Origin of the sequence: Cupriavidus sp. UGS-1, assembly GCF_021213615.1 — a bacterium.
Classification (GTDB): domain Bacteria; phylum Pseudomonadota; class Gammaproteobacteria; order Burkholderiales; family Burkholderiaceae; genus Cupriavidus.
On record NZ_JAJQJF010000006.1, the window covers coordinates 152,399 to 179,042 of the forward strand.

Consider the following 26,644-nt stretch of genomic DNA (forward strand, 5'->3'; position numbering starts at 1 on the left):
CGGCATGCCGGCGGTCCGACCATCCAGAACGGATAGAACATGCAAACAAGCGCGCATCGGATTGTCGTAGTCGGCGGTGGAGCAGGTGGGCTGGAACTGGTAACGCGTCTCGGCGACAAGCTGGGCAAGCGCGGCGCCGCGCATGTCACGCTGGTCGACCGTTCGCCCACGCATATCTGGAAACCGCTGCTGCATGAGGTCGCCGCCGGCAGCATGGACCAGAACACGCACCAGCTCGAATATGCCGCGCAGGCGCTCTGGCACCACTTCGAGTTCCAGCAGGGCGAGCTGACCGGCCTCGATCGCGCGCGCAAGACGATCTCGGTCGCGGCCTGCGTCGACCAGGACGGCATCGAACTGCTGCCCGCGCGCGAGATCCCGTATGACACGCTGGTGCTGGCCATCGGATCGGTCACGCATTTCTTCGGCACGCCTGGAGCGGCCGAGCACGCGATCGCGCTCGACACCGTCGAGCAGGCAGAGCGCTTCCGCCGCCGGCTGATTTCCGCCTGCGTGCGGGCCCAGAACGGGCTGGCGCGGGACGACGACGATGGCGATGGACGCCCCGACGTCGATGTCGTGATCGTCGGCGCCGGCGCGACCGGCGTCGAGCTGTCCGCCGAGCTGCGCAATACCGCGCAGGTGCTGAACGCCTACGGGCTGCATCGCCTGGACCCGCGCCGCGACATCCATATCACGCTGATCGAGGGCGGCCCGCGCATCCTGCCCGCGCTGTCCGAGCGGGTGTCGAAGGAAACCGCCGAGCTGCTGGGCAAGCTGGACGTGCGCATGCTGGTCGGCGAGCGTGTCACCGAGATCGCGCCCGATGCGGTACTGACCGCCAGCGGCAAGCGGATCCCCGCCGAGCTGACGGTCTGGGCGGCGGGCATCACGGCGCCGCCGGTGCTGAAGACGCTCGGCCTGCCGTTGAGCCGGCAGGGCCAGATCGTCGTCAGGCAGACGCTGCAGAGCGAGGGCGACCCGGACATCTTTGCGTTCGGCGATTGCGCCAGCTGTCCGTGGCCGGCCAAGCAGACCACGGTGCCGCCGCGCGCGCAGGCCGCGCACCAGCAGGCCAGCTTCCTGTACGACGCGCTGCGCGCGCGGCTGGAAGGACGGCCGTTGCCGGAATTCCAGTTCAAGGATCTCGGCTCGCTGGTGTCGCTGGGCCGCTTCACCGCGGTCGGCAATCTGATGGGCGGGCTGATCGGCGGCTCGATGTTCATCGAGGGGCTGATGGCGCGGCTGATGTACACCTCGCTGTACCGGATGCATGTGATGGCGCTGCACGGCGCCGTGCGCATGGGCCTCGATACCGTCGCCCACTGGCTGCGCAGCAAGACCCATCCGCGCGTGAAGCTGCACTGAGCGATTCGCCGCCGCGTGGCCAAGGTGCGGCGGGGTGCGGCAGGGCGACAAGGCGCGACAAGGCACAGCGAGGCGACGGCGCGGCTGCCGCGTGCCGCCGCCTGCAGCGTGCGCTGGACACCATGTTTGCTTAGAATCGCCTTCCTGATGCCCCGGCCCGTCCGCTGGCGCAGCGTCCGCCCGTTCGCCAACATCAGGAGACCCGCATGCTCAAGCCCGAAGTGGAAAGCCTCGTTCCCGGCCAGACGTTCGACCGGCGCAGCTTCGTCAAGACCGCCCTCGGCTCTGCCTTCGCCGCCGCCGCGCTGCCGGTCACCGCGCAGGCGATCAAGACCGATTTCGATGGGCTGACGGCCGGCGAGGTCACGATCCCGTCCGGCGACTTCAAGATGCCGATCTACCGGGCGATGCCGCAAGGCAAGCGCGACCTGCCGGTGGTGCTGGTGATCAGCGAGATCTTCGGCGTGCACGAATACATCGCCGACACCTGCCGGCGCCTGGCCAAGCAGGGCTATCTGGCGATCGCCCCCGAGCTGTTCGCGCGCCAGGGCGATCCGACCAGCTTCGGCACGATCCAGGAACTGCAGCGCGAGATCATCGCCAAGACGCCGGACAGCGAGGTGCTGGGCGACCTCGATGCGGCGGTCGCATGGGCCGGCGCCAACGGCGGCAATGTCGGCAAGCTCGGCATCACCGGCTTCTGCTGGGGCGGCCGCATCGTCTGGCTCTACGCCGCGCACAGCAGGCAGCTGAAGGCCGGCGTCGCCTGGTATGGCCGGCTCGGCGGCGACACCACGCCGCTGCAGCCGCGCCATGCGGTCGATATCGCCGCGCAGCTGAAGGCGCCGGTACTGGGTTTGTACGGCGGCAAGGACACCGGCATCCCGCTGGAAGCCGTCGACAGGATGAAGGCGGCGCTGGCGGCGGCCAACAATCCGGCCGCCAAGGCCTCGAAGTTCATCGTCTACCCCGAGTCCGGCCACGCCTTCCATGCCGACTACCGGCCCAGCTATCGCGAGGCGGACGCGAAGGACGGATGGCAGAAGTGCCTGGCGTGGTTCAAGGAGCACGGGGTGGCGTAGCGCTTCCCGGCATATCCCCAGATTCGGTACGTTCGTACCCATTTTGGGGATATCCGCGGCAAGCGGGCGGTTCCCGGTGACGCGCCGGCTTCCGCAACGGAAGCCCGGCCCATTGCAAAATCCCCCGACCTCCGTACAATGCGGGCTTTGCGCCTCTTGCAACAGTGTTGCGTTTATACGGACCGATGCGGCCTGGCCGCGCGGCCCGCGACACGGGCAGGGGCGAACCCTCCGGGAGCCCATCATCTTTTCCACGCTCGTCTTGATCCTGCTGGCCACCACGATTTCCGGCGTGGGCAGCATTCTCGGTGCCGCCTTGCTGTCGCTGACCGCGGCGTCGCGCGCGGTGGAGCGCATGGTCAGTTTTTCGGTCGGCGTGCTGCTGGCCACCGCCTTGCTGCATTCGTTGCCGGAGGCGTTCGCCTCGGGCGCCGATCCGCGCGCGCTGTTCGGCACGCTGCTCGCTGGCCTGCTCGGCTTCTTCCTGCTGGAAAAGATCTCGCTGCTGCGCCATTCGCACCATCACGAGGGCGACGGCCATCATCACCATCACGGCCATGATCGCGAGGAGGCTGGCCGCAGCGGCCTGACGATCCTGGTCGGCGATACCTTCCACAATTTTGCCGATGGCATCGTGATCGCCGCGGCGTTCCTGGCCGATCCCAAGATCGGCATCGTCACCGCGCTGGCGATCGCCGCCCACGAGATCCCGCAGGAAGTCGGCGACTTCATCGTGCTGCTCAATGCCGGATTCTCGAAGGCGCGCGCCTTTGCCTTCAATCTGCTGTCGAGCCTGGCCGCGGTGGCGGGCGGGCTGGTCGGGTATTTCCTGCTCGACGAGATGAGCGGCTGGGTGCCGTATGTGCTGGTGATCGCCGCCAGCAGCTTCCTCTATATCGCGGTCAGCGACCTGATGCCGCAGATGCAGCGCAAGCCGCGCTGGCGCGAGTCGATCGTGCAGGTGGTGCTGGTGGCCGCCGGCATCGCGGCGATCGTCTGGGTGACCGACGGCGTCCACGATCACCACGGCCACGGCGAGGCGGGCCATGGCGGAGCCGGCCATGCGCACGCGCATGCCGACCACTGAGCTGTTGCAGCCGCCGCGCCACGCGGGCGGCTGCCGTCGCTAGCGCCGGCTTACCGCTCGCCGGTCGCGACCGGCCGCGCCGGATCGGCGCACCACTCGCTCCACGAGCCGGGGTAGAGCGCCGCGCCCGATAGTCCCGCCACTTCCAGCGCCAGCAGGTTGTGGCAGGCGGTGACACCGGAGCCGCACTGCATCACCGCGCGCTCGGCCGGGGTCGCGCCCAGCACGCCGCCAAATTCGCCGCGCAGCGTTTCGGCCGGCTTGAAGCGGCCGTCGGGCTGCAGATTGTCCTTGAAGCAGCGGTTGACCGCGCCGGGGATATGGCCGCCGACCGGGTCCAGCGTTTCGTTCTCGCCGCGGAAGCGATCCGGCGCGCGGGCATCGACCACCTGCAGGCTCGGCGACTGCAGATTGGCCATCAGCGTATCGGCATCGACCGTGCCGACCAGCGACGGCCGGCGCGTCAGATGGCCGCCCGCGTGCGCTTCCGGTTCCGGCGTGGTGCCGCTCTCCAGCGGCAGGCCGGCCGCGACCCAGGCCTGCTTGCCGCCGTCGAGCACGGCCACCGCTTGATGGCCGATCCAGCGCAGCAGCCACCAGGCGCGCGCGGCGTACATGCCGCCCTGCGCGTCGTAGACGACCACCTGGGTGTCGTCGTTGACGCCGAGCGCGCGCAGGCGCGCGGTCAGCGCGTCGGGATCGGGCAGCGGATGACGGCCGTTGCGGCCGGTCTTCTCGCCCGACAGCTCGTTGTCCAGATGCAGGTAGAAGGCGCCGGGCAGATGGCTCTGGTGGTAGGCCGCGCGGCCGGCGGCCGGATCGGCCAGGTCGAAGGAGCAATCGATCAGCACGCTGTGCCGGCCCGCATCCTGGCGCAGCGCCTGCAGATCGGCGCAGGAGATCAGCGTGGTCCAAACGGCTTGGGGCATCGTAAAACCTGTCTAGTGGCGACGGATCGTCGAGGAATTCCGATGATCGCCGAAAGTGGCGCCTGCCGCCATCGGAGCGAGGCTGACGCGGGGGGGCAGGCCTGCTCGCCTAGCCCATTCGCCGGGGTGTTCTCCCTCTCCCGCTTGCGGGAGAGGGCCGGGGAGAGGGAGAGGGCGTTGGCCATTGCCGCTGACGTTCGCGGATCCACCGCCGCCTCCCTCTCCCCCGAGCCCTCTGCCACAAGCGGGAGAGGGGAGTTCCAGGGCCTCGAGACCTACACCTCGGGATGCACCTCCGCCTCGGCCGACTTGACCGGCGTCGCCGCCGTCGGCTGGCTGGTGCTCTCGCGCGCGCGGGTCAGCGTGGTGGCGATGCCGCTCGCGATGATCAGGCCCATGCCGAGCCACGACAGGCAGTTCAGCGCGTCGTCCCAGATCATCATGCCCCACAGGCTCGAGAACACGATGCCGGCGTATTGCAGATTGGCGGTCAGCAGCGTGTTGCCGCGCTTGTAGGCGCGCGTCATCGCGGTCTGGCCGAGGGTGGCGAGGATGCCGATGCCCAGCAGCAGGCCGGCGCCGTGCCAGGTGTGGCTGCTGACGCCCGAGAACATCATCCAGACCACCCCGGCCAGCGTGCCGACCAGCGAGAAATAGAACACGATGCGGCCTTCGGGCTCGCCCAGCTGGCCGAGCTGCCGCACCTCGACATAGGCCAGCGCCGTGAACATGCCGGAGATCAGCCCGACCAGGCCGCCGGTCAGCTGATCCTTGCCGACCGACGGCTGCAGCAGGCAGATCACCCCGGCGAACGACATCACGATGGCGCCGATCAGCTTGCGGTCCGCGCCGCCGGCGGTGCCCGCCAGCGCCGCGCCGGCGCCGACGATCAGCGCGATCCAGACCGGCGACATGTAGTTCAGCGTCATCGCCGTGGCCAGCGGCAGCAGGCTGATCGAGGTGAACCAGAGCATCAGCGCGGTCACGCCGAACAGGCTGCGCTTGATATGCGTGGTCATATGCGGCGTTCGCACCGAGATGCCGCTGGAGGCCAGGATCGCCCAGATGATCAGCATGCTGATCAGGCTTCGGTAGAAGACGATCTCGCCGGTGGTGTACATCTCGGAAGCCAGCTTGACGCCCACCCCCATCAGCGAGAACGAGAAGGCGGCGAACAGCATCCAGAGCGATTGCATGGCGAGGGAAGGCGAGGACGGCGGGAATTCGGGAACCGCGGCGCGGCGCCTCGCGGCGCGGCAGCGTGCCGGGCGGCAAGTGAGGTGGCAGCCGCTTTGGCGAGCCGATTGTAGCAGTGCTGATGCATTGCACCAAAGTCCGATGGGCGGTCATCGCCCATTGCGTGCTTGGCAGCGGCGGCTACGCGGCCGCGAATGAAAACGGACCGCCGTGGCGGTCCGTTTTGCCGGAGCGCGGGGCACGGTGCCCGCCGCTCATTTGATGCTCATTTGGCGCTCATTCGACGCTCGTTGGACGCTCATTTGACGCTCAAGCAGCCGATCCCATCGCGCGCCGATACCACTCGTGGAAGTGCTGCATGCCGTCTTCCATCGGCGACTGGTACGGGCCGACCTCGTTCTCACCGCGCTTCATCAGCGCCAGCCGCCCGGCATCCATGCGCTCGGCGATCTCGTCGTCCTCGATGCAGGTCTCCATATAGGCGGCCCGCTCGGCCTCGACGAACTCGCGCTCGAACAGCACGATTTCCTCGGGGTAGTAGAACTCCACGACGTTGCGGGTCTTGCGCGGGCCCATCGGGTGCAGCGTCGAGATGACCAGCACGTTGGGGTACCACTCGACCATCACGTTCGGGTAGTAGGTCAGCCAGATCGCGCCATGCTTGGGCAGCTCGCCGTTGTTGAAGCGCAGCACGGCGTCGTGCCACTTCTGGTAGGTCGCGCTGCCGGGCCGCTTCAGGCCGGCGTGCAGGCCGACGGTCTGCACGCTGTACTGCTCGCCGAACTCCCACTTCAGGTCGTCGCAGGAGACGAAGCTGCCCAGGCCCGGGTGGAAGGGCACGACGTGGTAGTCCTCGAGATAGACCTCGATGAAGGTCTTCCAGTTGTAGTCGCAGTCATGGACCTCGACGTGGTCCAGCATGTAGCCGTCGAAGTTCAGGTCCTGCGAGACGCCGAGGCGTGCGAGATCGGCGCGCACGTCGCGCTCGCCCTCGAACAGCAGGCCGTTCCAGTTCTGCAGCGGCGAACGTTTCAGGTGCAGGCAGGGCTGCTGGGCGAAATGCGGCGCGCCGAGCAGCTCGCCCTTCAGATCGTAGGTCCAGCGGTGCAGCGGGCAGACGATATTGGAGGCGTTGCCGCGCCCGTTCAGCATGATGGCCTGGCGGTGGCGGCAGACGTTGGACATCAGCTCGATGCCCTCCGGATTGCGCACCAGCATGCGGCCTTCTTCCTCGGCGGCCAGCGTATGGTAGTCGCCGACTTCGGGCACCATCAGCGCGTGGCCGACATAGGCGGGGCCCTTCTTGAACAGCAGATCCAGTTCCTGTTGATGCAAGGCCTCGTCGAAGTACGCACGGACGGGCAGCTGTGTATCAGCCGGCGCAAGCTTCAGCGCGGTGCTGAGATTGGACATTATCCCCACTCCCTAATAAACAGGCGAAAGCAGTGAACAACCCAACCATCGAAATTGAAATCGATATGGGAAAGACGGTCAGACCGGGAGCCCGTGGCATGGTGCCGCGGTTTTCGCTGACGAACCGGGGATTGTACCCCAGCCCGGGGATAAGGGCCTGATTTTTTTGCCTTTTTGGCGCGGCCGCGAACATTGGCCGGCCTCAATGTGGCGTTTTGTGCTCACGAACACGCGATGCCGCCCGGTGTGCCGGCCGGGCCGCGCCGATCCCCCCATCGGTTCGGGCTTGGCCGGGACGATTTGCCGTAAAATCGCGGTTTCTGGATCAAAACCCCATATGCCAAAGACAACCACCGTGCCGGCCGGCGACGGCGACCAGGTTCCCACCAGCGCGCCGCCAGCCTCGTACGAGGCCGCCATGGCCGAGCTCGAAGCGCTGGTCACCAGCATGGAAAGCGGGGCGTTGCCGCTGGAGGAATCGCTGGCGGCCTACCGGCGCGGTGCCGAACTGGTCAAGTATTGCCAGCAGATGCTCGAGCGCATCGAGCAGCAGGTCAAGGTGCTCGAGGGCGACGCGCTCAAGCCCCTGGCCGAGCCCGGCAGCCAGGCAGATACCGAATGACCGCCTTCGCGCAGTGGATGCAGGACCGCGCCGCCCGTACCGAGGCGGCGCTGGCGGCCGCGTTGCCGGCCGCGGACCGGTTGCCGGCGCGGCTGCACGAGGCGATGCGCTACGCGGCCATGGGCGGCGGCAAGCGGGTGCGCCCGCTGCTGGTCCATGCGGCCGGCGAGGTCGGCGGCGCCGACCCGAGCGCCTGCGATGCCGCGGCCTGCGCGGTCGAGATGATCCACGCGTATTCGCTGGTGCACGACGACATGCCCTGCATGGACGACGACGACCTGCGCCGTGGCCGGCCGACCGTGCACAAGGCCTATGACGAGGCCACCGCGCTGCTGGTCGGCGATGCGCTGCAGACCCAGGCCTTCATCGTGCTGGCCGAGGCGGATACGCTGGAACCGGCCGCGCGGCTGCGGCTGGTCGGCGAACTGGCGCGCGCTTCGGGCTCGGCCGGCATGGCCGGCGGCCAGGCGATCGACCTGCAGCACGTCGGCCAGGCGATGTCGCTGGACCAGTTGGAGACGATGCACCGGATGAAGACCGGCGCATTGCTGCGCGCGAGCATCCGCATGGGCGCGCTGTGCGGCCGCATCGACGGGGCGGGCTTGGCGGCGCTGGACCGCTACGCCGCCGCGATCGGTTTGGCGTTCCAGGTGGTAGACGATATTCTGGACGTTACCGCCGATACCGCCACACTGGGCAAGACCGCCGGCAAGGATGCCGAGCAGCACAAGCCGACCTATGTGTCGCTGCTTGGCCTGGAACCGGCCCGCGAACTGGCCGCCCGGCTGCGCGACGACGCCCGCAAGGCGCTGGGCGAATTCGGCGACCGCGCGGCAAGGCTGGCGGACCTGGCCGACCTGATCGTGCTGCGCACGCATTGACAGCGGGCCGCGCGACCGATCGCCGTAAAACGACGAGCCGGACGGGAGAATCCGGCGGCAGGACGGATACCATGACTTACGCATTGCTCAATACCATCGACGACCCCGCGGACCTGCGCAAGCTCGACCGCCGCCAGCTGGCCACGCTGGCCGACGAACTGCGCGCCTTCGTGCTGGAGTCGGTCTCGCAGACCGGTGGCCACCTGTCGTCCAATCTCGGCACGGTCGAACTGACGATCGCGCTGCACTATGTGTTCGACACCCCGGTGGACCGGCTGGTGTGGGACGTCGGCCATCAAAGCTATCCGCACAAGATCCTGACCGGGCGGCGCGAGCGCATGAACACGCTGCGCCAGTGGAACGGCATCTCGGGCTTTCCCCGCCGCAGCGAAAGCGAGTACGACACCTTCGGTACCGCGCATTCGTCGACCTCGATCTCGGCCGCGCTCGGCATGGCGCTCGGCGCCCGCACGCTGGGCGAGCAGCGCGTGTCGATCGCGGTGATCGGCGACGGCGCGATGACCGCCGGCATGGCCTTCGAGGCGATGAACAACGCCGGCGTCTACAAGGACCTGCCGCTGGTGGTGGTGCTCAACGACAACGACATGTCGATCTCGCCGCCGGTCGGCGCGCTGAACCGCCATCTGGCGCGCCTGCTCAGCGGCCAGTTCTATGCGGCGACCAAGAAGGGCATCGAGCGCGTGCTGTCGGTCGCGCCGCCGGTGCTCGAGTTCGCCAAGCGCTTCGAGGAACATGCGAAGGGCATGGTGGTGCCGGCCACGCTGTTCGAGGAATTCGGCTTCAACTACATCGGGCCGATCGACGGCCACGATCTCGATTCGCTGGTGCCGACGCTGCAGAACATCCGCCGCCGCGCGCTGGAAGGCGCCGGCCCGCAGTTCCTGCATGTCGTCACCAAGAAGGGCCAGGGCTACAAGCTGGCCGAGGCCGACCCGATCCTCTATCACGGCCCCGGCAAGTTCAATCCGGCCGAAGGCATCCGCCCGGCCGCCAAGCCGGCACGCAAGACCTATACGCAGGTGTTCGGCGAATGGCTGTGCGACCAGGCCGCGGCCGATCCGCGGCTGATCGGCATCACGCCGGCAATGCGCGAAGGTTCGGGTCTGGTCGAATTCGAGCAGCGTTTTCCGGACCGCTACTACGACGTCGGCATCGCCGAGCAGCATGCGGTGACCTTCGCCGGCGGCATGGCGTGCGAGGGCCTGAAGCCGGTGGTCGCGATCTACTCGACCTTCCTGCAGCGCGGTTACGACCAGCTGATCCACGACGTCGCGCTGCAGAACCTGCCGGTGGTGTTCGCACTGGATCGCGCTGGCCTGGTCGGCGCCGATGGCGCGACCCACGCCGGTGCCTACGACATTCCCTATCTGCGCTGCATCCCCAACATGATGGTGATGACGCCGGCGGACGAGAACGAGTGTCGCCAGCTGCTGAGCACGGCCTTCGCGCAGGACTGTCCGACCGCCGTGCGCTATCCGCGCGGCGCGGGCCCGGGCGTGGCGACGCAGGCCTCGCTCGACACGCTGCCGGTCGGCAAGGGCGAGATGCGCCGCAGCTGCGGCGCGCGCGCCGGCCAGCGGGTCGCCGTGCTGGCGTTCGGCTCGATGCTGCATCCCGCCTTGGGCGCGGCCGACAAGCTCGACGCCGCGGTGGCCAACATGCGCTTCGTCAAGCCGCTCGATGTGGAGCTGGTGAAGACGCTGGCGCGCGAGCACGACTACCTGGTCACGGTGGAAGAGGGCGTCGTGATGGGCGGCGCCGGCAGCGCGGTGCTCGAGGCGCTGGCCGCGGCCGGCATCGAGATCCCGGTGCTGCAGCTGGGCCTGCCGGACCACTTCGTCGATCACGGCGATCCCGCCTTCCTGCTATCGCAATGCGGCCTCGATGCGGCCGGCATCGAGCGCTCGGTACGCGAGCGTTTCGGCCTGACGATGCCCGCCGCCACGGCCGCGTCCGCCGCATCCGCGGCGGCAACCAAGGCCGCCTGAGCGGGCGTCCGCACGCCCCCGCACCGGCGGCTGCCAGCCCGGTGCGGGCGGCATCACCCGAATTCCCTTAGAATCGCTGGTTTTCGTGTTCGCAGCTGCGGGCTGGCGCCGCCGTGTTTTCCGGCGCGCCCGTGGTTTCACACTCGTTGCGCGGCAAGGTGGACTGCGAAGATGCCGCGACCGTAAAGGAAACCGAGGAAATCCGTCATGAATGACATCAATCCGGCCTTCGTGATGCCCGACGTGCAATCGAGCCTGGACACGCGTCAGATTCCGATCCAGCGTGTCGGCGTGCGTGGCGTGCGCTATCCGCTCACGATGCGTACCCCCAGCGGCGTGCATCCGACCGTCGGCACCTTCAACCTCGACGTGCACCTGCCCGCCGACCAGAAGGGCACCCACATGTCGCGCTTCGTTGCGCTGCTCGAGGACGAGCGCGAGCCGCTCGACCTGGCGTCGTTCCGCGAACTGCTCGACAAGATGCTGCAGCGGCTCGAGGCGCAGGCCGGCCGTATCGAGGTCACCTTCCCCTATTTCATCAACAAGGTCGCACCGGTGTCTGGCGTCGCCTCGCTGATGGACTACGAGGTCACGCTGATCGGCGAAGCGCGCGATGGCGTCACCCGGGTCTGGCTGAAGGCGCTGGTGCCGGTCACCAGCCTGTGCCCGTGCTCGAAGAAGATCTCGCAGTACGGCGCGCACAACCAGCGCTCGCACATCACGATGTGCGTCGAGCTGGCGGCCGACCTGCCGGTCGAGGCGCTGGTGCGGATGGCCGAGGAAGAGGCCTCGTGCGAACTGTGGGGTTTGCTCAAGCGTCCGGACGAGAAGTACGTGACCGAGCGCGCCTACGAGAATCCGAAGTTCGTCGAGGACCTGGTGCGCGATATCGCGATGCGGCTCAATGCCGATGAGCGCATCGTGGCCTACGTGCTCGAGGCCGAGAACTTCGAGTCGATCCACAACCACAGCGCCTATGCGGTGATCGAGCGGGACAAGCGGCTGAGCCAGCTGGCTGCCTGAGCGAGCGACGCAAACGACAACGCCACCCGACCGGGTGGCGTTTTTCATTGATGCAGCGCGCGCGCGGGCGGGCGCGGATCAGGCGCGGATCACTGCGCAGCCGGCAGCCGCAGATCCGCCAGGTCCCAGCGCGGCGTGACGCCGTAGCCGTACTCGCGCTGCGCCAGTTGCGGCGCGGCCTGCAGCCGCATTGCGCCGGCGAACGCGATCATCGCGCCGTTGTCGGTGCAGAAGGCCAGGTCCGGATAGAAGACCTGCGCGCGCCGCCTGGCCGCCAGTTCGTCGAGCCGCTCGCGCAGCTGGCGATTGGCGCCGACGCCGCCGGCGACGACCAGCCGCTTGTGGCCGGTTGCCTTCAGCGCCGCCATCGACTTGGCCGCGAGCACGTCGACGATCGCATCGACGAAGGCGCGCGCCAGATTGGCGCGATCCTGCTCGCAGATGTTGCCGAGCTTGCGCGCCTGCGTCAGCACCGCGGTCTTCAGGCCGGCGAACGAAAAGTCGAGATTGCCCGAATGCAGCATCGGCCGCGGCAGTTCGTACGCCCCGGGCAGCCCGAACTCGGCCAGCCGCGACACTTCGGGGCCACCGGGGTAGCCCAGGCCCAGCAGCTTGGCGGTCTTGTCGAAGGCCTCGCCGGCCGCGTCGTCCAGCGTCTCGCCAAGCAGCGCGTAGTCGCCGATGCCGCGCACCTCCATCAGCTGCGTGTGGCCGCCCGATACCAGCAGCGCGACGAAGGGGAAGGCGGGCGGATTCGGCGTCAGCAGCGGCGACAGCAGATGGCCCTCCAGATGGTGCACGCCGAGCATCGGCACATCGAGGGCGAATCCCAGCGCATTGGCCACCGAGGCGCCGACCAGCAGCGCGCCGGCCAGTCCCGGCCCCTGCGTGAAGGCGATCGCGTCGATGTCGCCACGCTGGCGTCCGGCCTCGTCCAGCACCTGTTGCAGCAGCGGCAGCACGCGGCGGATATGGTCGCGCGAGGCCAGTTCGGGTACCACGCCGCCGTAGTCCCGATGCATCGCGATCTGCGAGTGCAGCGCGTGCGCGAGCAGGCCGGCCTCGGTGTCGTAGAGGGCCAGGCCGGTTTCGTCACAGGAGGATTCGATGCCGAGAACGAGCATGGTGTGGTGCGGATGGAGGCGAAGCGCCAGGGCCGCGGCGCAAAGCCTGCGAGGGTAGCACAGCGGGCCGCTGCGCGCTTTTCGCTACAATCGCCGATTCTCCAGCAGGATCGTCATGTCAGAGTCGCACTCAGCAGCGCAGCCAGCGGCGCGCCCATTATCGCGCCGCCCGTCGCCGTCGTCGCCGTCCTCGCCGTCCTCCGGGGCCCGACGTTACGACGTGGCGGTGCTCGGTGCCGGGGCGGCCGGCATGATGTGTGCCGCGGTCGCGGGCCAGCAGGGCGCCCGCGTCGTGCTGATCGACCATGCCACGCGGCTCGCCGAGAAGATCCGCATCTCCGGCGGCGGGCGCTGCAATTTCACCAATCTGCACGCCGGGCCGGCCAACTACCTGTCCGACAATCCGCATTTCTGCCGCTCGGCGCTGGCGCGCTATACGCCCCAGGATTTCCTCGCGCTGATGCGGCGCCATCAGATCGACTGGCACGAAAAGCATCGCGGCCAGCTGTTCTGCAACGACAGCGCCGAGCAGGTCATCGAGATGCTGCGGGCCGAGTGCGGCGCGGGACAGGTCCATTGGCGCACCGGCTGCACGGTCGCCGAGATTCGCCGGGAAGGCGACGACTTTCTGCTGCTGACGCCTGATGGCCCGGTGCGGGCGGGTGCCCTCGTGGTCGCCACCGGCGGGCTGTCGATCCCCAAGATCGGTGCCACCGATTTCGGCTACCGGATCGCTCGCCAGTTCGGCCTGCCGGTGGTCGAAACGCGGCCCGCGCTGGTGCCGCTGACCTTCGACGGCGCCGCCTGGCAGCCGTTCGCGCCGCTGGCGGGACTGTCCCGCGAGGTCGATATCGCCACCGGCAAGGGCAAGGAGGCCGGCGCCTTTCGCGAGGACCTGCTGTGGACGCACCGCGGGCTGTCCGGCCCGGCGGTGCTGCAGATCTCCAGCTATTGGCGCCCCGGCACGCCGATCACGATCGACCTGTTCGAGGGCGAGGACGCCGCGGCCTGGCTGCTGGAGGCCAAGAACGGCACCCGCAAGCATCTGGGCAACCTGCTGGCCGCCCGGATGCCGGCGCGCCTGGCCGACGCCTGGTGCCGCGCCGCCGGGCTCGACGCCGCGAAGTTGCCGCACGATCTGCCGGACAAGGCGCTGCGCAAGCTGGGCGAGGCGCTGAACCGCTGGCAGCTGGTGCCGTCCGGTACCGAGGGCTACCGCAAGGCCGAGGTCACGCGCGGTGGGGTTGACACGCGAGCGCTGTCGTCCAGCACGATGATGGCGCGCTCGGTGCCGAATCTGTACTTCATCGGCGAGGTGGTCGACGTCACCGGGTGGCTCGGCGGCTACAATTTCCAGTGGGCCTGGGCGTCTGGTGTGGCGGCTGGCAAGGCGGTCGCGGAGAACGTGCGGACCATCGCCGAGGCGCCGAAGGCGCGGCCGGATCTCAGTGGTAAACCCGAGCCGTAAACCGGCACGCTTGACGAATTTCGTGCTAGACTCCAAATCTTCGTAAAACCGCTAACTCCACTTTTGGCACATGACCACGATTCGCCTCAAAGAAAACGAGCCGTTTGAAGTTGCGATGCGACGCTTCAAGCGCACCATCGAAAAGAACGGTTTGATTACTGAACTGCGGGCGCGCGAGTTTTATGAAAAGCCGACGGCAGAGCGGAAGCGCAAGAAGGCGGCGGCGGTGAAGCGCCACTACAAGCGCATTCGCAGCCAGATGCTGCCGAAGAAGCTGTACTGATCGACCGGTCGATCGGCTGAACGCCTTTCCGCGTCAGCATCCAGACCCGCTGTGGGCCTCGCTCCGGCGGGTTTTTGTGTTGGTGCTCCGCCTCCCTGTCCGCCCTCGCTCGTTATCGTTTTGTGCTGACGAGTCCACCTGGAAAGATTGCCATGTCCCTCAAGCAACGAATCACCGATGACATGAAGGCCGCCATGCGGGCGCGCGAGTCGGAGCGGCTCGGCACGATCCGGCTGCTGCTGGCAGCGATCAAGCAGCGTGAAGTCGACGAGCGGACGGAACTGGACGACGCTGCCGTGCTGGCGGTGGTCGAGAAGCTGATCAAGCAGCGCAAGGACTCGATCTCGCAGTTCCAGCAGGCTGGCCGCACCGACCTGGTGGACAAGGAGAGCGCCGAGCTGGAGGTGCTGCAGGTCTACATGCCGGCTGCGCTGTCCGACGCCGAAGTGGCGGCCGAAGTCGCCAACGCGGTGGCCGAGAGCGGCGCCGCGGGTCCGCAGGACATGGGCAAGGTCATGGCCCTGTTGAAGGGCCGGCTGGCGGGCCGCGCCGATATGAGCGCCGTGTCGGCCCAGGTCAAGGCGGCGCTGACCGCCAAATAGCGCCCAGCGCCAGTGCGTTCGCCTGCGGCGGTGCCGCATAGTGGCAATACAGTCACAAATTTCTGGCAAGCTGCGATCGACGCACTACAATAATTTCACTCTTCGCCGGGTGAGACACCGCCCGGCTTGCATTTCTACAAGGGCCGCCCGAAGTTTGCGGCGGCCGCGTCGTCAGGACGGCCAACCGGGTGATTCCGCAATCCTTCATTCAGGACCTGCTGAACCGCGTCGACATCGTCGATGTGGTGGGCAAGTATGTCCAGCTGAAGAAGGGCGGCGCGAACTTCATGGGGCTGTGCCCCTTCCATAACGAGAAGTCACCATCGTTCACAGTGTCGCCGGCCAAGCAGTTCTACCATTGCTTCGGCTGCGGCGCGCATGGGTCGGCCATCGGCTTCCTGATGGAATATTCCGGGCAGAGCTATCCCGACGCGGTGCGCGAACTGGCGCAGTCGGTCGGCCTGTCGGTGCCCGAAGAGCGCGACCGGTTGCCGCCGGCCCAGCGTGCCGAACAGCAGGCGAAGTCGCTGGCGCTGTCCGACGCGATGACGCGGGCCAGCGAGTTCTATCGGCGCCAGCTGCGCGGAGCGCCCGGGGCGATCCAGTACCTGAAGGGTCGCGGCCTGACCGGCGAGATTGCCGCGCAGTTCGGCCTGGGCTATGCCCCGGACGACTGGCAGGGGCTGGAGTCGGTGTTCGGCAGCTATCGCGACGACGCGATCGCGGGGCCGCTGATCGAGGCCGGCCTGCTGATCGAGAGCGAAAAGCGCGATGCCGACGGCAAGCCGCGCCGCTACGACCGCTTTCGCGACCGCATCATGTTCCCGATCCGCAATACCAAGGGGCAGGTGATCGGCTTTGGCGGCCGCGTGATGGGCCAGGGCGAGCCCAAGTACCTGAACTCGCCCGAAACGCCGCTGTTCAGCAAGGGCACCGAGCTGTACGGGCTGTTCGAGGCGCGGCATGCGATCCGGGAAACCGGCTATGTGCTGGTGGTCGAAGGGTATATGGACGTGGTGGCGCTGGCGCAACTGGGCTTTGCCAATGCGGTGGCCACGCTGGGCACCGCCTGCACGCCCGTGCATGTGCAGAAGCTGCTGCGCCAGACCGACGCGGTGGTGTTCTCGTTCGACGGCGATGCCGCCGGGCGCCGTGCCGCGCGCCGCGCGCTGGAGGCGTGCCTGCCCTATGTCGCCGACAACAAGACCATCCGCTTCCTGTTCCTGCCCGCCGAGCACGACCCCGACAGCTACGTCCGCGAGGAAGGCACCGAGGCCTTCGCCGCGCAGGTGCGCGATGCGATGCCGCTGTCGCGCTTCCTGCTGCAATGCGTGACCGAGGAGCAGGACCTGCGGCAGCCAGAGGGCCGTGCGCGCGCGCAGTACGAGGCCAAGCCGCTGCTCAAGGCGATGCCGCCCGGCGGCCTGCGCCTGCAGATCGTGCGCGAGCTGGCCGAGGCCACCGGCACCACGCCGGCGGAGATCGAGGCGGTGTGCGGCCTGGGCAGCGATGCCGCGCGCGTCGGCCGCTTCGCCCAGCCGCGCGCGCGGGCGCGGCGGCAGGCGCCCGCCGGGCTGGAGCAGCGCGTGCTGCAACTGCTGATGCGCTATCCGGCGCTGTCGGCGCGGCTCGACGACGATGCGCGCGCGCTGCTGCTCGATGCCGAGGCCGGCGGCTCCGAAGTGCTGGCCCATCTGGTCGCCAGCTGCGACGCCTTGCAGGGCGAGGTCAACTTCGCCGCCTTCAGCGAGCAGCTGGCGCAGTCGCCGTTCGCCGACGTCTATGCCAATGTGCGCGCCGGCGTGCTGCGCGAGGACATCGACGAGGAGCCGGCGACGCTGGAATTCGACGCGGCGATCGCCAAGCTGCTGGTCGAGCCGCTGCAGCGGGAGTTGGCGCAGTTGCAGTCGGCGGTCGAGAACGGCACGGCCGACGAGGCGGGCAAGACGCGCATGCGCTGGCTGATCGCGGAGATCCACCGGCGCAAGCGCCTTGGTTGAAAAACGGAATTCGGCCGCCATACCGGAAACAGGTACGCGGCCAGGTGGCAGAAGGACAGCATAAACAAGGCAAAGTCCGTTGGTTTTGGGCTTAAGCCTTGATTTTTCAGGTGAAAACCTCACCTGTCGGGAAGGCCGGCTAGTGGCGACGTGCTACAATAGCCGGTTTGGATTGCGAAATCTTTCTCTCCAGTTCTGGTGAAAGTGAGCGTGCCAATGGCAAAGGCCAAAGCAACCGAAAAGGTTTCCACTAAGGCTCCCCGAGCGGGGAGCGGCAAGGCGTCGATGCAAGCCGCGGCGGAAAAGCCCGCCACGCGATCTGCGACGCAAGCCAGGTCTGCGCCAGCCAAGTCAGCGCGTCCCGCCAAGGCGGCCGCAACGACGACACCCACCAGAACCCGCGCATCCGAGAAACAGCCCTCGACTTCGGCACGCGAGAGCGGCAAGAACGCCAATGCAAGCGCGAGCGCAAGCGCGCATACGGCAACAGCGGGCGGCAAACGTGCCGCGTCCGAACCTGTTAAAGGCAAGAGTATCCCCGTGGCGAAACAGCAGAACACCGAAGTCGAGAGCAAGCGAACGGCAGCCGCCGGCGCCAAGACCGCCAGCGCCAAGTCCGGCGCGACCGCGGCGGCGTCCAAGGCGCGCGCCGCCACCTCCGCACCCGTAGCATCCCAGCGTCCCGCTGCGGCCGTCGCGCCGGAGCCGAAGAAGCGCGGCCGCAAGCCCAAGGCCGAGATGCTGCAAGACGACAGCCATACTGACGACGTGAACGACGAGCTTTACGAAGACGACACGCGTGCCGCCGCGCCGGCGGCCGCCCCGAAGACCGAGAAGCAGAAGGCCAAGGACCGCAAGGCCAAGGAAAAGGCGCTGCTCAAGGAGTTTGCCTCGGCCCAGCAGGGCACCGAGGAAGAGCTCGAGGCGCGCCGCCAGAAGCTCAAGGCGCTGATCAAGCTGGGCAAGTCGCGTGGCTACCTGACCTACGCCGAGATCAACGATCACCTGCCGGACGACATGGTCGATTCGGAAACGATCGACACGTTGGTCGCGACGCTGAACGACATCGGCATCGCCGTCTACGAACAGGCGCCGGATGCCGAGACGCTGCTGCTCAACGACAATGCCCCGTCCGCCACCAGCGAGGAAGAGGCCGAGGAAGAGGCCGAAGCCGCGCTGTCGACGGTCGACTCCGAATTCGGCCGCACCACCGACCCGGTCCGCATGTACATGCGCGAGATGGGTACCGTCGAGCTGCTGACCCGCGAAGGCGAAATCGAGATCGCCAAGCGGATCGAGGCCGGCCTGAAGGACATGGTGATGGCGATCTCGGCCTGCCCGGTCACGATCTCCGAGATCCTGGCGCACGCCGAGCGCGTGGCCAATGACGAGATCAAGATCGACGAGTTCGTCGACGGCCTGATCGATCCGAACGCCGAGGAAGCGGTCGAGGAAGTCGGCGTGACGCCGGCGGCCGCCGCTGCCTCGGACGACGAGGAACTGGAATCGGACGACGAGGAAGCCGACGAGGAAGACGATGACGACGCCGCCGGCGGCGGTGCCTCGGCACGCCAGCTGGAAGAGCTCAAGGTTGCCGCGCTGGAAAAATTCCGCGTGATCGCCGACCAGTTCGACAAGATGCGCCGCGCCTTCGAGAAGGAAGGCTACAAGTCCAAGCCTTACATCAAGGCGCAGGAAGCGATCCAGAACGAGCTGATGGGCATCCGCTTCACCGCCCGCAACGTCGAGCGCCTGTGCGACACGCTGCGCGGCCAGGTCGACGAAGTGCGCAAGCTCGAGCGCGCGATCCTGAACATCGTGGTCGACAAGTGCGGCATGCCGCGCGCCGACTTCGTGGCCCGCTTCCCGGGCAACGAGACCAACCTGGACTGGATCCACACGGTCGTCGCCGACAACAAGCCGTACAGCACGATTGTCGAGCGCAACGTGCCGGCCGTGCACGAGCTGCAGCAGAAGCTGATCGACCTGCAGGCGCGCGTGGTGCTGCCGCTGAAGGAACTGAAGGAAGTCAACCGCAAGATGTCCGAGGGCGAGAAGCGCGCCCGCGAGGCCAAGCGCGAGATGACCGAGGCCAACCTGCGTCTGGTGATCTCGATCGCCAAGAAGTACACCAACCGCGGCCTGCAGTTCCTCGACCTGATCCAGGAAGGCAACATCGGCCTGATGAAGGCGGTGGACAAGTTCGAATATCGCCGCGGCTACAAGTTCTCGACCTACGCGACCTGGTGGATCCGTCAGGCCATCACGCGTTCGATCGCCGATCAGGCGCGCACCATCCGTATCCCGGTGCACATGATCGAAACGATCAACAAGATGAACCGCATCTCGCGCCAGATCCTGCAGGAAACCGGCAACGAGCCGGATCCGGCGACGCTGGCCGAGAAGATGGAGATGCCCGAGGACAAGATCCGCAAGATCATGAAGATCGCCAAGGAGCCGATCTCGATGGAAACGCCGATCGGCGACGACGACGATTCCCATCTGGGCGACTTCATCGAGGACACCAACACGCTGGCGCCCGCCGAGGCCGCGCTGCACGGCTCGATGCGCGACGTGGTCAAGGACGTGCTCGACTCGCTGACGCCGCGCGAAGCCAAGGTGCTGCGCATGCGCTTCGGCATCGAAATGAGCACCGACCACACGCTGGAAGAGGTCGGCAAGCAGTTCGACGTCACCCGTGAACGGATCCGTCAGATCGAGGCCAAGGCACTGCGCAAGCTGCGCCACCCGAGCCGCTCCGACAAGCTGAAGAGCTTCCTGGAAGGCAGCTGATAGAACTGCCCTGATGGCCGGCAAGCATCCATAGTGCGGCGGCTATTGGGACCGGTTTTTGGGGCCTCTAGCTCATGCCTGGTTAGAGCAGCGGACTCATAATCCGTTGGTGCCGTGTTCGACTCACGGGAGGCCCACCACTGTAGTAAAAAGGGGTTACGTGCGAACGTAACCCCTTTTTGTTTGCGCTTCAGGCCTGCACGAGGACCGCAGCCATGCATCTCGAACCCGTCGAATCGTCCGTCGTGGCCGCGATCGGCTACGACTACCAAGGGCGCAAGCTCTTCGTCGAATTCGTCAGCGGCAATCTCTATCGCTACTTCGGCGTCCCGGCCAGCGTCCATCGCGATTTCATGGATGCCTCGTCGAAGGGCGGGTATTTGAACGACTACATCCTCGGCGCCTACGAGTACGAGCAGATTCGGTAGCCAATCGGCTGGCCAATCCGTTACCAGCGCCGTTGGCAGATTCCACAAGAACAATGCAGACGCAAGCCATCGACACCAAGCCGCTTCCCGCGCGCAATCCGACCCGCCGCCTGTTCCTGCTGACCTGGTGCGCGGGCCTTCCCGGCGTGATCGCCATGGTCTGGCTCGGCGTGCCCGTGCTGCTGCAGCACCAGCGCCTTCCGGTGCCGATGTGGGCGGTCGGCCTGGCCAGCGGCGTGCAGAGCGCGCTGTTGCTCGCGCTGGCGGCGTTCGTCGGGGCGAGGCTGGCCGGCAAGGTCGGGCTGCGGGCGCCCGCCATCGCGGCGCTCGCGTCGGGCGGGGCGCCGTGGCGCGCGCTGCGTCCGCAGTGCTTGCCGGGCCTGCTCGGCGGCCTGCTTGCGGGCGTGCTGCTGTGGGCCTTGATTGCCACGGCGCCGCAAGCGGCGGCACCGGTCCACAACGTGTCGATGCCGTTGGCCGTGCGGCTGCTTTACGGCGGCGTGACCGAGGAAGTGCTGGTGCGCTGGGGCTTGATGAGCCTGCTGGTGTGGATGCTGTGGCGGGGGCTGCAGCGAGGCGCCGGCACGCCGGGTCCGGTGCTGGTATCGATGGCCATCGCGATCAGCGCGCTGGTGTTCGGGCTCGCGCATCTGCCCGCGGCCGCAGCGCTCGCCGGACCGCTGGCGTGGCCGGTGGTGCTGCATCTGACGGCGGCCAACGCGGCCTTCGGGCTGATCGCCGGCTTGCTGTTCTGGCGCTACGGCCTTGAGGCGGCGATCATCGCGCATGTGGTGGCGCATTTGACGATGGCCGCGCTCGTCGGCAGGTGAACCTGCCAATGAGCGGACCAATGAGCGGACCAATGAGCGGACCAATGAGCGGACCAATGAGCGGGCCAACGAGCGGGCCAATGAGCGGACCAACGAGCGGGCCAATGAGCGGGCCAATGAGCGGCGAAGCCCCATGGTAGACTCGCCGCCGACTGTCGGCCGCCCGCGCCGCAGATGCCCGCATCCTCGAACGTTTCCCGACACCCCACCGTGGCCCCGCCGCAGCACGGCTTCATCCTGACCCGCCATTGGCACGACATGCCGGCCGGCACCGAGATCGAGATCTGGCTGGCCACGGATGACGGTCCGCGGCGCCTGCGCCTGCCGCCGCAGCCGTGCGTCGCCTTTGTCCCCGAGGAGCAGCGCCCGCGCGTCGAGGCGCTGCTGAGCGGCGAGCCGCAGGCGGAAGTGAAGGCCCTGGCGTTGAAGGACTTCAGGCTGCGGCCGGTCATCGGCGTCTATTGCCGCCACTACCGTCAGCTGCTGCGCATCGAGAAGACGCTGCGGCAGGCCGGCATCGACGTCTACGAGGCCGACATCCGCCCGCCGGAGCGCTATCTGATGGAGCGCTTCATCACCGCGCCGGTACAGTTTTCCGGCCGGCCGGACGCGGACGGCGCGCTGGTCGACGTGCAGATCAAGCCGGCCGCCAGCTATCGCCCGCGGCTGCGCTGCGTGTCGCTCGATATCGAGACCAGCATGCAGGGCGATCTCTATTCGATCGCGCTGGAAGGCTGCGGCGACCGCACAGTGCTGATGCTTGGCCCGCCGACCGGCAGCGATGCCGGCACGCAAGATCCCCGCCTCGACCCCCGCCTCGACCCCGGCGTCGATTTCCACCTCGAATATTGCGACAGTCCCGCCGACATGCTGCACCGGCTGATCGAATGGTTCGACCGGCACGACCCCGACGCGATCATCGGCTGGAACCTGGTGCAGTTCGACCTGCGCGTGCTGCGCCAGCATGCCGAGCAGTTGAAGGTGCCGCTGCGCCTGGGCCGCGGCGGCGCGCCACTCGAATGGCGGCAGCACGGCACGCGCGAGCACCATTACTTCGCCGCGCTGCCGGGCCGGCTGATCATCGACGGCATCGAGGCGATGCGGTCGGCGACCTGGAGCTTCGCCTCGTTCAGCCTGGAGTTCGTCGCGCGCTCGCTGCTGGGCGAGGGCAAGGACATCGACGATCCCTACGACCGGATGGACGCGATCGACCGCATGTTCGCGACCGACAAGCCGGCGCTGGCGCGCTACAACCTGAAGGACTGCGAGCTGGTCACGCGCATCTTCGAAAAGGCCGAGCTGCTGCAGTTCCTGCTGGACCGCGCCACCGTCACCGGCCTGGAGGCCGATCGCAGCGGCGGCTCGGTGGCCGCCTTCACGCATCTGTACCTGCCGCGCATGCACCGGCTCGGCTATGTGGCGCCGAACCTTGGCGACCAGCCGGAGCAGGCCAGTCCCGGCGGCTTCGTGATGGACTCGCGCCCCGGGCTGTACGACTCGGTGCTGGTGCTCGACTACAAGAGCCTGTATCCGTCGATCATCCGCACCTTCCTGATCGATCCGGTCGGGCTGGTCGAGGGTATGCACAGCGACGACCCGGCGGCCACGGTGCCCGGCTTTCGCGGCGCGCGCTTCTCGCGCGACAGCCACGCGCTGCCGGCCATCGTCGCCGAGATCTGGCAGGGCCGTGACGCCGCCAAGCGCGACGGCAACAAGCCGCTGTCGCAGGCGCTGAAGATCATCATGAACGCGTTCTACGGCGTGCTGGGTTCGACGGGCTGCCGCTTCTTCGACGCGCGGCTGGCGTCGTCGATCACGATGCGCGGCCACGAGATCATGCGCAGGACGCGCGAGCTGGTCGAGGGGCGCGGCTATACCGTGATCTACGGCGATACCGATTCGACCTTCGTCGCGCTCGGCCGCCGTCATGCCGACGAGGAGGCGGACCGCATCGGGCGCGAACTGGTCGCGCACATCAACGGCTGGTGGCGCGAGCATCTGCGTCGGCAGTACGGCCTCGACAGCGCGCTGGAGATCCAGTACGAGACCCACTACCGGCGCTTCCTGATGCCGACGGTGCGCGGCGCCGAGGACGGCAGCAAGAAGCGCTATGCGGGCCTGGTGCGTGGTGCCGACGGCAGCGAGCAGATGGTGTTCAAGGGCCTGGAGGCGGTCCGCACCGACTGGTCGCCGCTGGCGCAGGCGTTCCAGCAGGAGCTGTATCGGCGTGTGTTCCAGGGCGAGCCGTATGCGGACTACGTCCGCGATTACGTCGCCAGGCTGCTGCGCGGCGAGCTCGATGCGCTGCTGGTCTATCGCAAGCGCCTGCGCCGGCAGCTGGACGACTACCAGCGCAATGTGCCGCCGCATGTGCGCGCGGCGCGCGTCGCCGACGACTTCAACCGTGAGCGGGGCCGGCCGCTGCAATACCGGCAGGGCGCGTGGATCCAGTACGTGATGACGATCGCGGGCCCGGAACCGCTGGAGGTGCGGCGGGCCCCGATCGACTACGACCACTATCTGACCCGGCAGCTGCAGCCGGTCGCCGACGCGATCCTGCCCTTCGTCGGCGACGCCTTCGACAACGTGGTCAGCCGGCAACTGGGGCTGTTCTAACTGTTCCAGCCGCCGGCGCGGCGTCGCGTCGGTTCAGTCGTTCAGTCGTTCAGTCGTTCAGTTCGCCGCCACCGGCGCGATCGACTCGTGCGGCGTGGCGGTGCGCTGCGCGGCCTTGTGGACCATCGTGTAGGCGTAGTCGATGCCCATGCCGTAGGCACCCGAATGTTGCTGCGCCATGCCGATCACCGCGTCGTAGGTGCCGCGGCGCGCCCAGTCGCGTTGCCATTCCAGTGCGACCTGCTGCCAGGTCACCGGCACCACGCCGGCCTGGATCATCCGCTGCATCGCGTAATCATGCGCGTCCTTCGAGGTGCCGCCCGATGCGTCCGCCACCATGTAGATCTCGTAGTCGCCTTCCAGCATCGCACTCAGCGCAAACGTGGTGTTGCAGACCTCGGTCCACAGCCCGGCAACGACCACCTTCCTGCGGCCGTTGGCGGCCAACGCGTCGCGCACCTTCTGGTCGTCCCACGAGTTCATCGAGGTCCGCTCGAGCGTCTTCTGGTTCGGGAACACATCGAGCAGTTCCGGATACGTGTAGCCCGAGAACGATTCGCTCTCGACCGTGGTGATGACGGTCGGAATCTCGAAGATCTTCGCGGCCTTGGCCAGGCCCACCACGTTGTTCTTCATCAGCTGGCGGTCCATCGACTGCACGCCGAAGGCCATCTGGGGCTGGTGGTCGATGATGATCAGCTGGCTGTTTTGCGGGGTCAGGACTTCGAGCTTCGGGTTCGACATGGTGGTTCCTTTGGTCAGTTTTTGTGAAATTCGTTGAATCCGTCGCGGCGCGCCTCGTTTCGGTGTCGTGCTGCGATGGGGTGAACTATACGGACCAAGGAAACCGCAGAGCCGGCCGGTTTGAGAAGAAGTTGTTCAGTATATTTGAATTGAGATCGGCGGCGCTTTCAGCCCGTGGCAACGCCGCCGTCGTCGACCGTGCCGGCAGTTCCGTCGCACAGCGTCGCACCCGGCCATTTCCCTTTGCGCACCAGCGTGCGCGCGACATCGGTCAGCACCACGCGCGCGGCCAGCGCGGCGGGCGACAGTTCGTCGTCGTTCAGGCTGACCAGCAGGTTCGGCCGGACCGCGCGCTCGTCGAGCAGCGGCACGCTGGCCAGCCGGTCGCTGTGGGTGCGCGCCAGCGCCGCGCCGGGCTGGATCGTCGCGGCGAGGCCGCCCTGCACGGCGTCCATCAGCACCGCCAGCCCGTCGACCTCGGCGACGATGCGCGGCTGTGCCTTGGCGTCATGGAAGCAGCTGGTCACCAGCGCGCGCAGTCCATGCGTGCCGCTCGGCAGCACCAGCGGCAGGCCGGCCAGCGAGGCCATCGCCACGCCTTCGCCGTCGGGCATGCCGGCGAGCGAGCGTACGCCGATCACGAACAGCCGTTCGTCGAGCAGCGGCTGCACGGTCCAGCGCTGCGCGGGTTCGTCGTTGAACAGCATCGCCAGATCGATCTGGCGCGCGTTCAGCATCGCGGCCAGATAGCCCGACAGGCTTTCGACCATGCGCAGCCGCACGTCGGGGTAGCGCTCGGCCATCGCGCGCATGAAGGGCAGGCCGAGCACGCTGGCGGTGGTAGGGGCGAGCCCGACGCTGACATGGCCGGACAGGCGCGCATGCCGCGCGGCCTCCGCGGCGTCGTCGATATGCCGCAGCGCCAGTTGCGCCTGGCGCCAGAAGGCGAGGCCGGCATCGGTGGGCAGCACGCCGCTGGAGGTCCGCTGCAGCAGCCGCGTCGACAGCTCGCTCTCGAGCCGGCTGATCTGCTGGCTCAGCGCCGAGGTGACGACGCCCAGTTCGAGCGCCGCCTTGCCCATGCTGCCGTGCTGCACCACGGAGACGAAGTAGCGCAGTTGTCTGAGTTCCATGCCGGATCCGCCGTGGTGCTGTTCAAAGGCCGAATGGTAGCGAAGATGCCGATCAACCCTACAGGCGGGTGATGTGCGCGGGCCAAACCTTGAGCAAGATAGCGGCCGTGGGCCCGAATGCATGTCGGCCCCGCTACCACTGTGCCCCGCAGCTCCCCGGCTTGCGGGGCTTTTTTTGTGTTGAGCCCGAATCCGGCCGGTGGGCGTTGCGCGCTCAGCGGGCGCGCAGCACCGCCTCGATCGCCGCGGCCGCCTCGCGCAGCGGCGACAGATAGCGCTCGACCAGCGTGCCGGCATTGCGGCTGCCGAGCACCATGCTGAAGCCCAGGCCGGCGACCACCTTGCCGGTCTGGTCGTGCAGCGGCACCGAGATGCCGGCGAAGCCGTCGACCAGCTCGCTGACCAGCACGCAGTGGCCGTCCTCGCGCACCTGCGCGAGCGTGGCGCGCAGCGCCTCGCGCGAATCGATCGTGAATGGCGTCAGCTTGTGCAGCTTGGCGTGCGCCAGGTGGCGCTCCAGCGCCTCGTCGTCCAGTCCGGCCAGCAGCACGCGCCCCAGCGAATGCGCGTACGCCGGCATGCGCCGGCCGATCGCCATGTCCACGCGCAGGATCTGGCGCGGCTCCTCGCGCGCGACCAGCACCACGGCGTCGTCGTCCAGCATGCCGACCGAACACGTCTCGCCGCAGCGGCTCGCCAGCGCGCGCAAATGCGGCTGGGCCAGCCGCGGCAGGCTCATCGACGCGAAGTAGGCGTAGCCAAGCTCCATGACGCGCGGCGTCAGGGAGAACTGCCGGCCGTTCTGCGCCAGATAGCCGTTGTGGTGCAGCGTCAACAGCAGCCGGCGCGCCGCTGCCCGCGTGACATCGAGCCGATCCGCGACGTCCTGCATCGTCAGGCTCTCGACGCCGCTGGCGAACAGCCGCAGCAGCGCCAGCCCCTTGTTCAGGGAGTCGAGCAACTCATCCTTCTTCTGCGTCGGCGCCTCGGCTTCGGGCATGGCGTGGGTCCT

Annotated in this window: 22 protein-coding genes and 1 tRNA gene; 16 read left to right on the forward strand and 7 right to left on the reverse strand. The window is 67.8% G+C overall.

The features are described from left to right. Positions 1–39: 39 nt before the first annotated feature. The 3 genes from LRR16_RS10785 to LRR16_RS10795 all read left to right on the forward strand — a co-directional run bounded on the left by LRR16_RS10785 (position 40) and on the right by LRR16_RS10795 (position 3,537). Positions 40–1,368, forward strand: coding sequence for an NAD(P)/FAD-dependent oxidoreductase (locus LRR16_RS10785; protein WP_232205838.1), 1,329 nt, complete (start codon positions 40–42; stop codon positions 1,366–1,368). A 206-nt stretch (positions 1,369–1,574) separates the two neighbouring features. After that, positions 1,575–2,450: a dienelactone hydrolase family protein gene (locus LRR16_RS10790; RefSeq protein WP_232205839.1), complete on the forward strand. Its 876-nt coding sequence runs from the start codon at positions 1,575–1,577 to the stop codon at positions 2,448–2,450. A 262-nt stretch (positions 2,451–2,712) separates the two neighbouring features. After that, positions 2,713–3,537, forward strand: coding sequence for a ZIP family metal transporter (locus tag LRR16_RS10795; protein ID WP_006579668.1), 825 nt, complete (start codon positions 2,713–2,715; stop codon positions 3,535–3,537). A gap of 50 nt (positions 3,538–3,587) precedes the next feature. Here LRR16_RS10795 and LRR16_RS10800 read toward each other — a convergent pair whose 3' ends face one another. From LRR16_RS10800 to LRR16_RS10810, 3 genes are all read right to left on the reverse strand, one after another. Further along, positions 3,588–4,466 (reverse strand): sulfurtransferase, encoded by an 879-nt coding sequence (locus LRR16_RS10800; protein WP_064575849.1) that lies wholly within the window; start codon positions 4,464–4,466, stop codon positions 3,588–3,590. 275 nt (positions 4,467–4,741) lie between these two features. Continuing rightward, complete coding sequence (locus LRR16_RS10805; RefSeq protein ID WP_232205840.1) at positions 4,742–5,662, reverse strand: DMT family transporter; 921 nt, start codon at positions 5,660–5,662, stop codon at positions 4,742–4,744. 310 nt (positions 5,663–5,972) lie between these two features. After that, the gene (locus LRR16_RS10810) at positions 5,973–7,076 is read right to left on the reverse strand and encodes an aromatic ring-hydroxylating dioxygenase subunit alpha (RefSeq protein WP_006578973.1); all 1,104 of its coding nucleotides are present in this window, start codon (positions 7,074–7,076) and stop codon (positions 5,973–5,975) included. A 337-nt stretch (positions 7,077–7,413) separates the two neighbouring features. Between LRR16_RS10810 and LRR16_RS10815 the strand changes: the two genes are divergently transcribed. The 4 genes from LRR16_RS10815 (at position 7,414) to folE2 (ending at position 11,611) form a co-directional block, all read left to right on the forward strand. Next, positions 7,414–7,698 (forward strand): exodeoxyribonuclease VII small subunit, encoded by a 285-nt coding sequence (locus LRR16_RS10815; RefSeq protein ID WP_006578972.1) that lies wholly within the window; start codon positions 7,414–7,416, stop codon positions 7,696–7,698. Beyond that, a complete protein-coding gene (locus LRR16_RS10820; RefSeq protein WP_232205841.1) occupies positions 7,695–8,579 on the forward strand; it encodes a polyprenyl synthetase family protein in 885 nt (294 codons plus the stop codon). The genes LRR16_RS10815 and LRR16_RS10820 overlap by 4 nt, the downstream gene beginning before the upstream one ends. 71 nt (positions 8,580–8,650) lie before the next feature. After that, the gene (gene dxs / locus LRR16_RS10825) at positions 8,651–10,588 is read left to right on the forward strand and encodes a 1-deoxy-D-xylulose-5-phosphate synthase (protein ID WP_232205842.1); all 1,938 of its coding nucleotides are present in this window, start codon (positions 8,651–8,653) and stop codon (positions 10,586–10,588) included. A gap of 207 nt (positions 10,589–10,795) precedes the next feature. Further along, positions 10,796–11,611, forward strand: coding sequence for a GTP cyclohydrolase FolE2 (gene folE2 / locus LRR16_RS10830; protein WP_232205843.1), 816 nt, complete (start codon positions 10,796–10,798; stop codon positions 11,609–11,611). Positions 11,612–11,700: 89 nt separating this feature from the next. Here the strand turns inward: folE2 and tsaD are convergent, their stop codons facing one another. Then, entirely contained in the window at positions 11,701–12,735 is a 1,035-nt protein-coding gene (tsaD, locus tag LRR16_RS10835) for a tRNA (adenosine(37)-N6)-threonylcarbamoyltransferase complex transferase subunit TsaD (RefSeq protein WP_064575865.1), read from the reverse strand. Positions 12,736–12,955: 220 nt separating this feature from the next. Between tsaD and LRR16_RS10840 the strand changes: the two genes are divergently transcribed. The 9 genes from LRR16_RS10840 (at position 12,956) to LRR16_RS10880 (ending at position 23,755) form a co-directional block, all read left to right on the forward strand. Further along, positions 12,956–14,203 (forward strand): NAD(P)/FAD-dependent oxidoreductase, encoded by a 1,248-nt coding sequence (locus tag LRR16_RS10840; protein WP_370646788.1) that lies wholly within the window; start codon positions 12,956–12,958, stop codon positions 14,201–14,203. A gap of 70 nt (positions 14,204–14,273) precedes the next feature. Next, positions 14,274–14,486 (forward strand): 30S ribosomal protein S21, encoded by a 213-nt coding sequence (rpsU, locus tag LRR16_RS10845; protein ID WP_006576196.1) that lies wholly within the window; start codon positions 14,274–14,276, stop codon positions 14,484–14,486. 152 nt (positions 14,487–14,638) lie between these two features. Beyond that, positions 14,639–15,088 (forward strand): GatB/YqeY domain-containing protein, encoded by a 450-nt coding sequence (locus tag LRR16_RS10850; RefSeq protein ID WP_064575871.1) that lies wholly within the window; start codon positions 14,639–14,641, stop codon positions 15,086–15,088. 188 nt (positions 15,089–15,276) lie between these two features. After that, positions 15,277–17,088, forward strand: coding sequence for a DNA primase (gene dnaG / locus LRR16_RS10855; protein ID WP_232205844.1), 1,812 nt, complete (start codon positions 15,277–15,279; stop codon positions 17,086–17,088). 285 nt (positions 17,089–17,373) lie between these two features. After that, positions 17,374–19,881 carry an RNA polymerase sigma factor RpoD gene (gene rpoD / locus LRR16_RS10860; protein WP_082928510.1) on the forward strand — a complete coding sequence of 836 codons (2,508 nt, stop codon included), beginning with the start codon at positions 17,374–17,376 and terminating at the stop codon, positions 19,879–19,881. 61 nt (positions 19,882–19,942) lie between these two features. Continuing rightward, positions 19,943–20,021 (forward strand) — tRNA-Ile (locus LRR16_RS10865). A 75-nt stretch (positions 20,022–20,096) separates the two neighbouring features. Next, positions 20,097–20,309 carry a KTSC domain-containing protein gene (locus LRR16_RS10870; RefSeq protein WP_006578331.1) on the forward strand — a complete coding sequence of 71 codons (213 nt, stop codon included), beginning with the start codon at positions 20,097–20,099 and terminating at the stop codon, positions 20,307–20,309. 53 nt (positions 20,310–20,362) lie between these two features. Then, positions 20,363–21,139, forward strand: coding sequence for a type II CAAX prenyl endopeptidase Rce1 family protein (locus LRR16_RS10875; protein ID WP_232205845.1), 777 nt, complete (start codon positions 20,363–20,365; stop codon positions 21,137–21,139). 174 nt (positions 21,140–21,313) lie between these two features. Further along, positions 21,314–23,755, forward strand: a complete 2,442-nt coding sequence (locus LRR16_RS10880; protein ID WP_232205846.1) for a DNA polymerase II — start codon at positions 21,314–21,316, stop codon at positions 23,753–23,755. 57 nt (positions 23,756–23,812) lie between these two features. Here LRR16_RS10880 and LRR16_RS10885 read toward each other — a convergent pair whose 3' ends face one another. The 3 genes from LRR16_RS10885 to LRR16_RS10895 form a co-directional block, all read right to left on the reverse strand. Next, positions 23,813–24,499, reverse strand: coding sequence for a hydrolase (locus LRR16_RS10885; RefSeq protein WP_006578570.1), 687 nt, complete (start codon positions 24,497–24,499; stop codon positions 23,813–23,815). Between the two features lie 167 nt (positions 24,500–24,666). Further along, a complete protein-coding gene (locus LRR16_RS10890; RefSeq protein WP_232205847.1) occupies positions 24,667–25,632 on the reverse strand; it encodes a LysR family transcriptional regulator in 966 nt (321 codons plus the stop codon). Between the two features lie 214 nt (positions 25,633–25,846). Then, a complete protein-coding gene (locus LRR16_RS10895) occupies positions 25,847–26,632 on the reverse strand; it encodes an IclR family transcriptional regulator C-terminal domain-containing protein (protein WP_232205848.1) in 786 nt (261 codons plus the stop codon). Positions 26,633–26,644 lie beyond the last annotated feature (12 nt).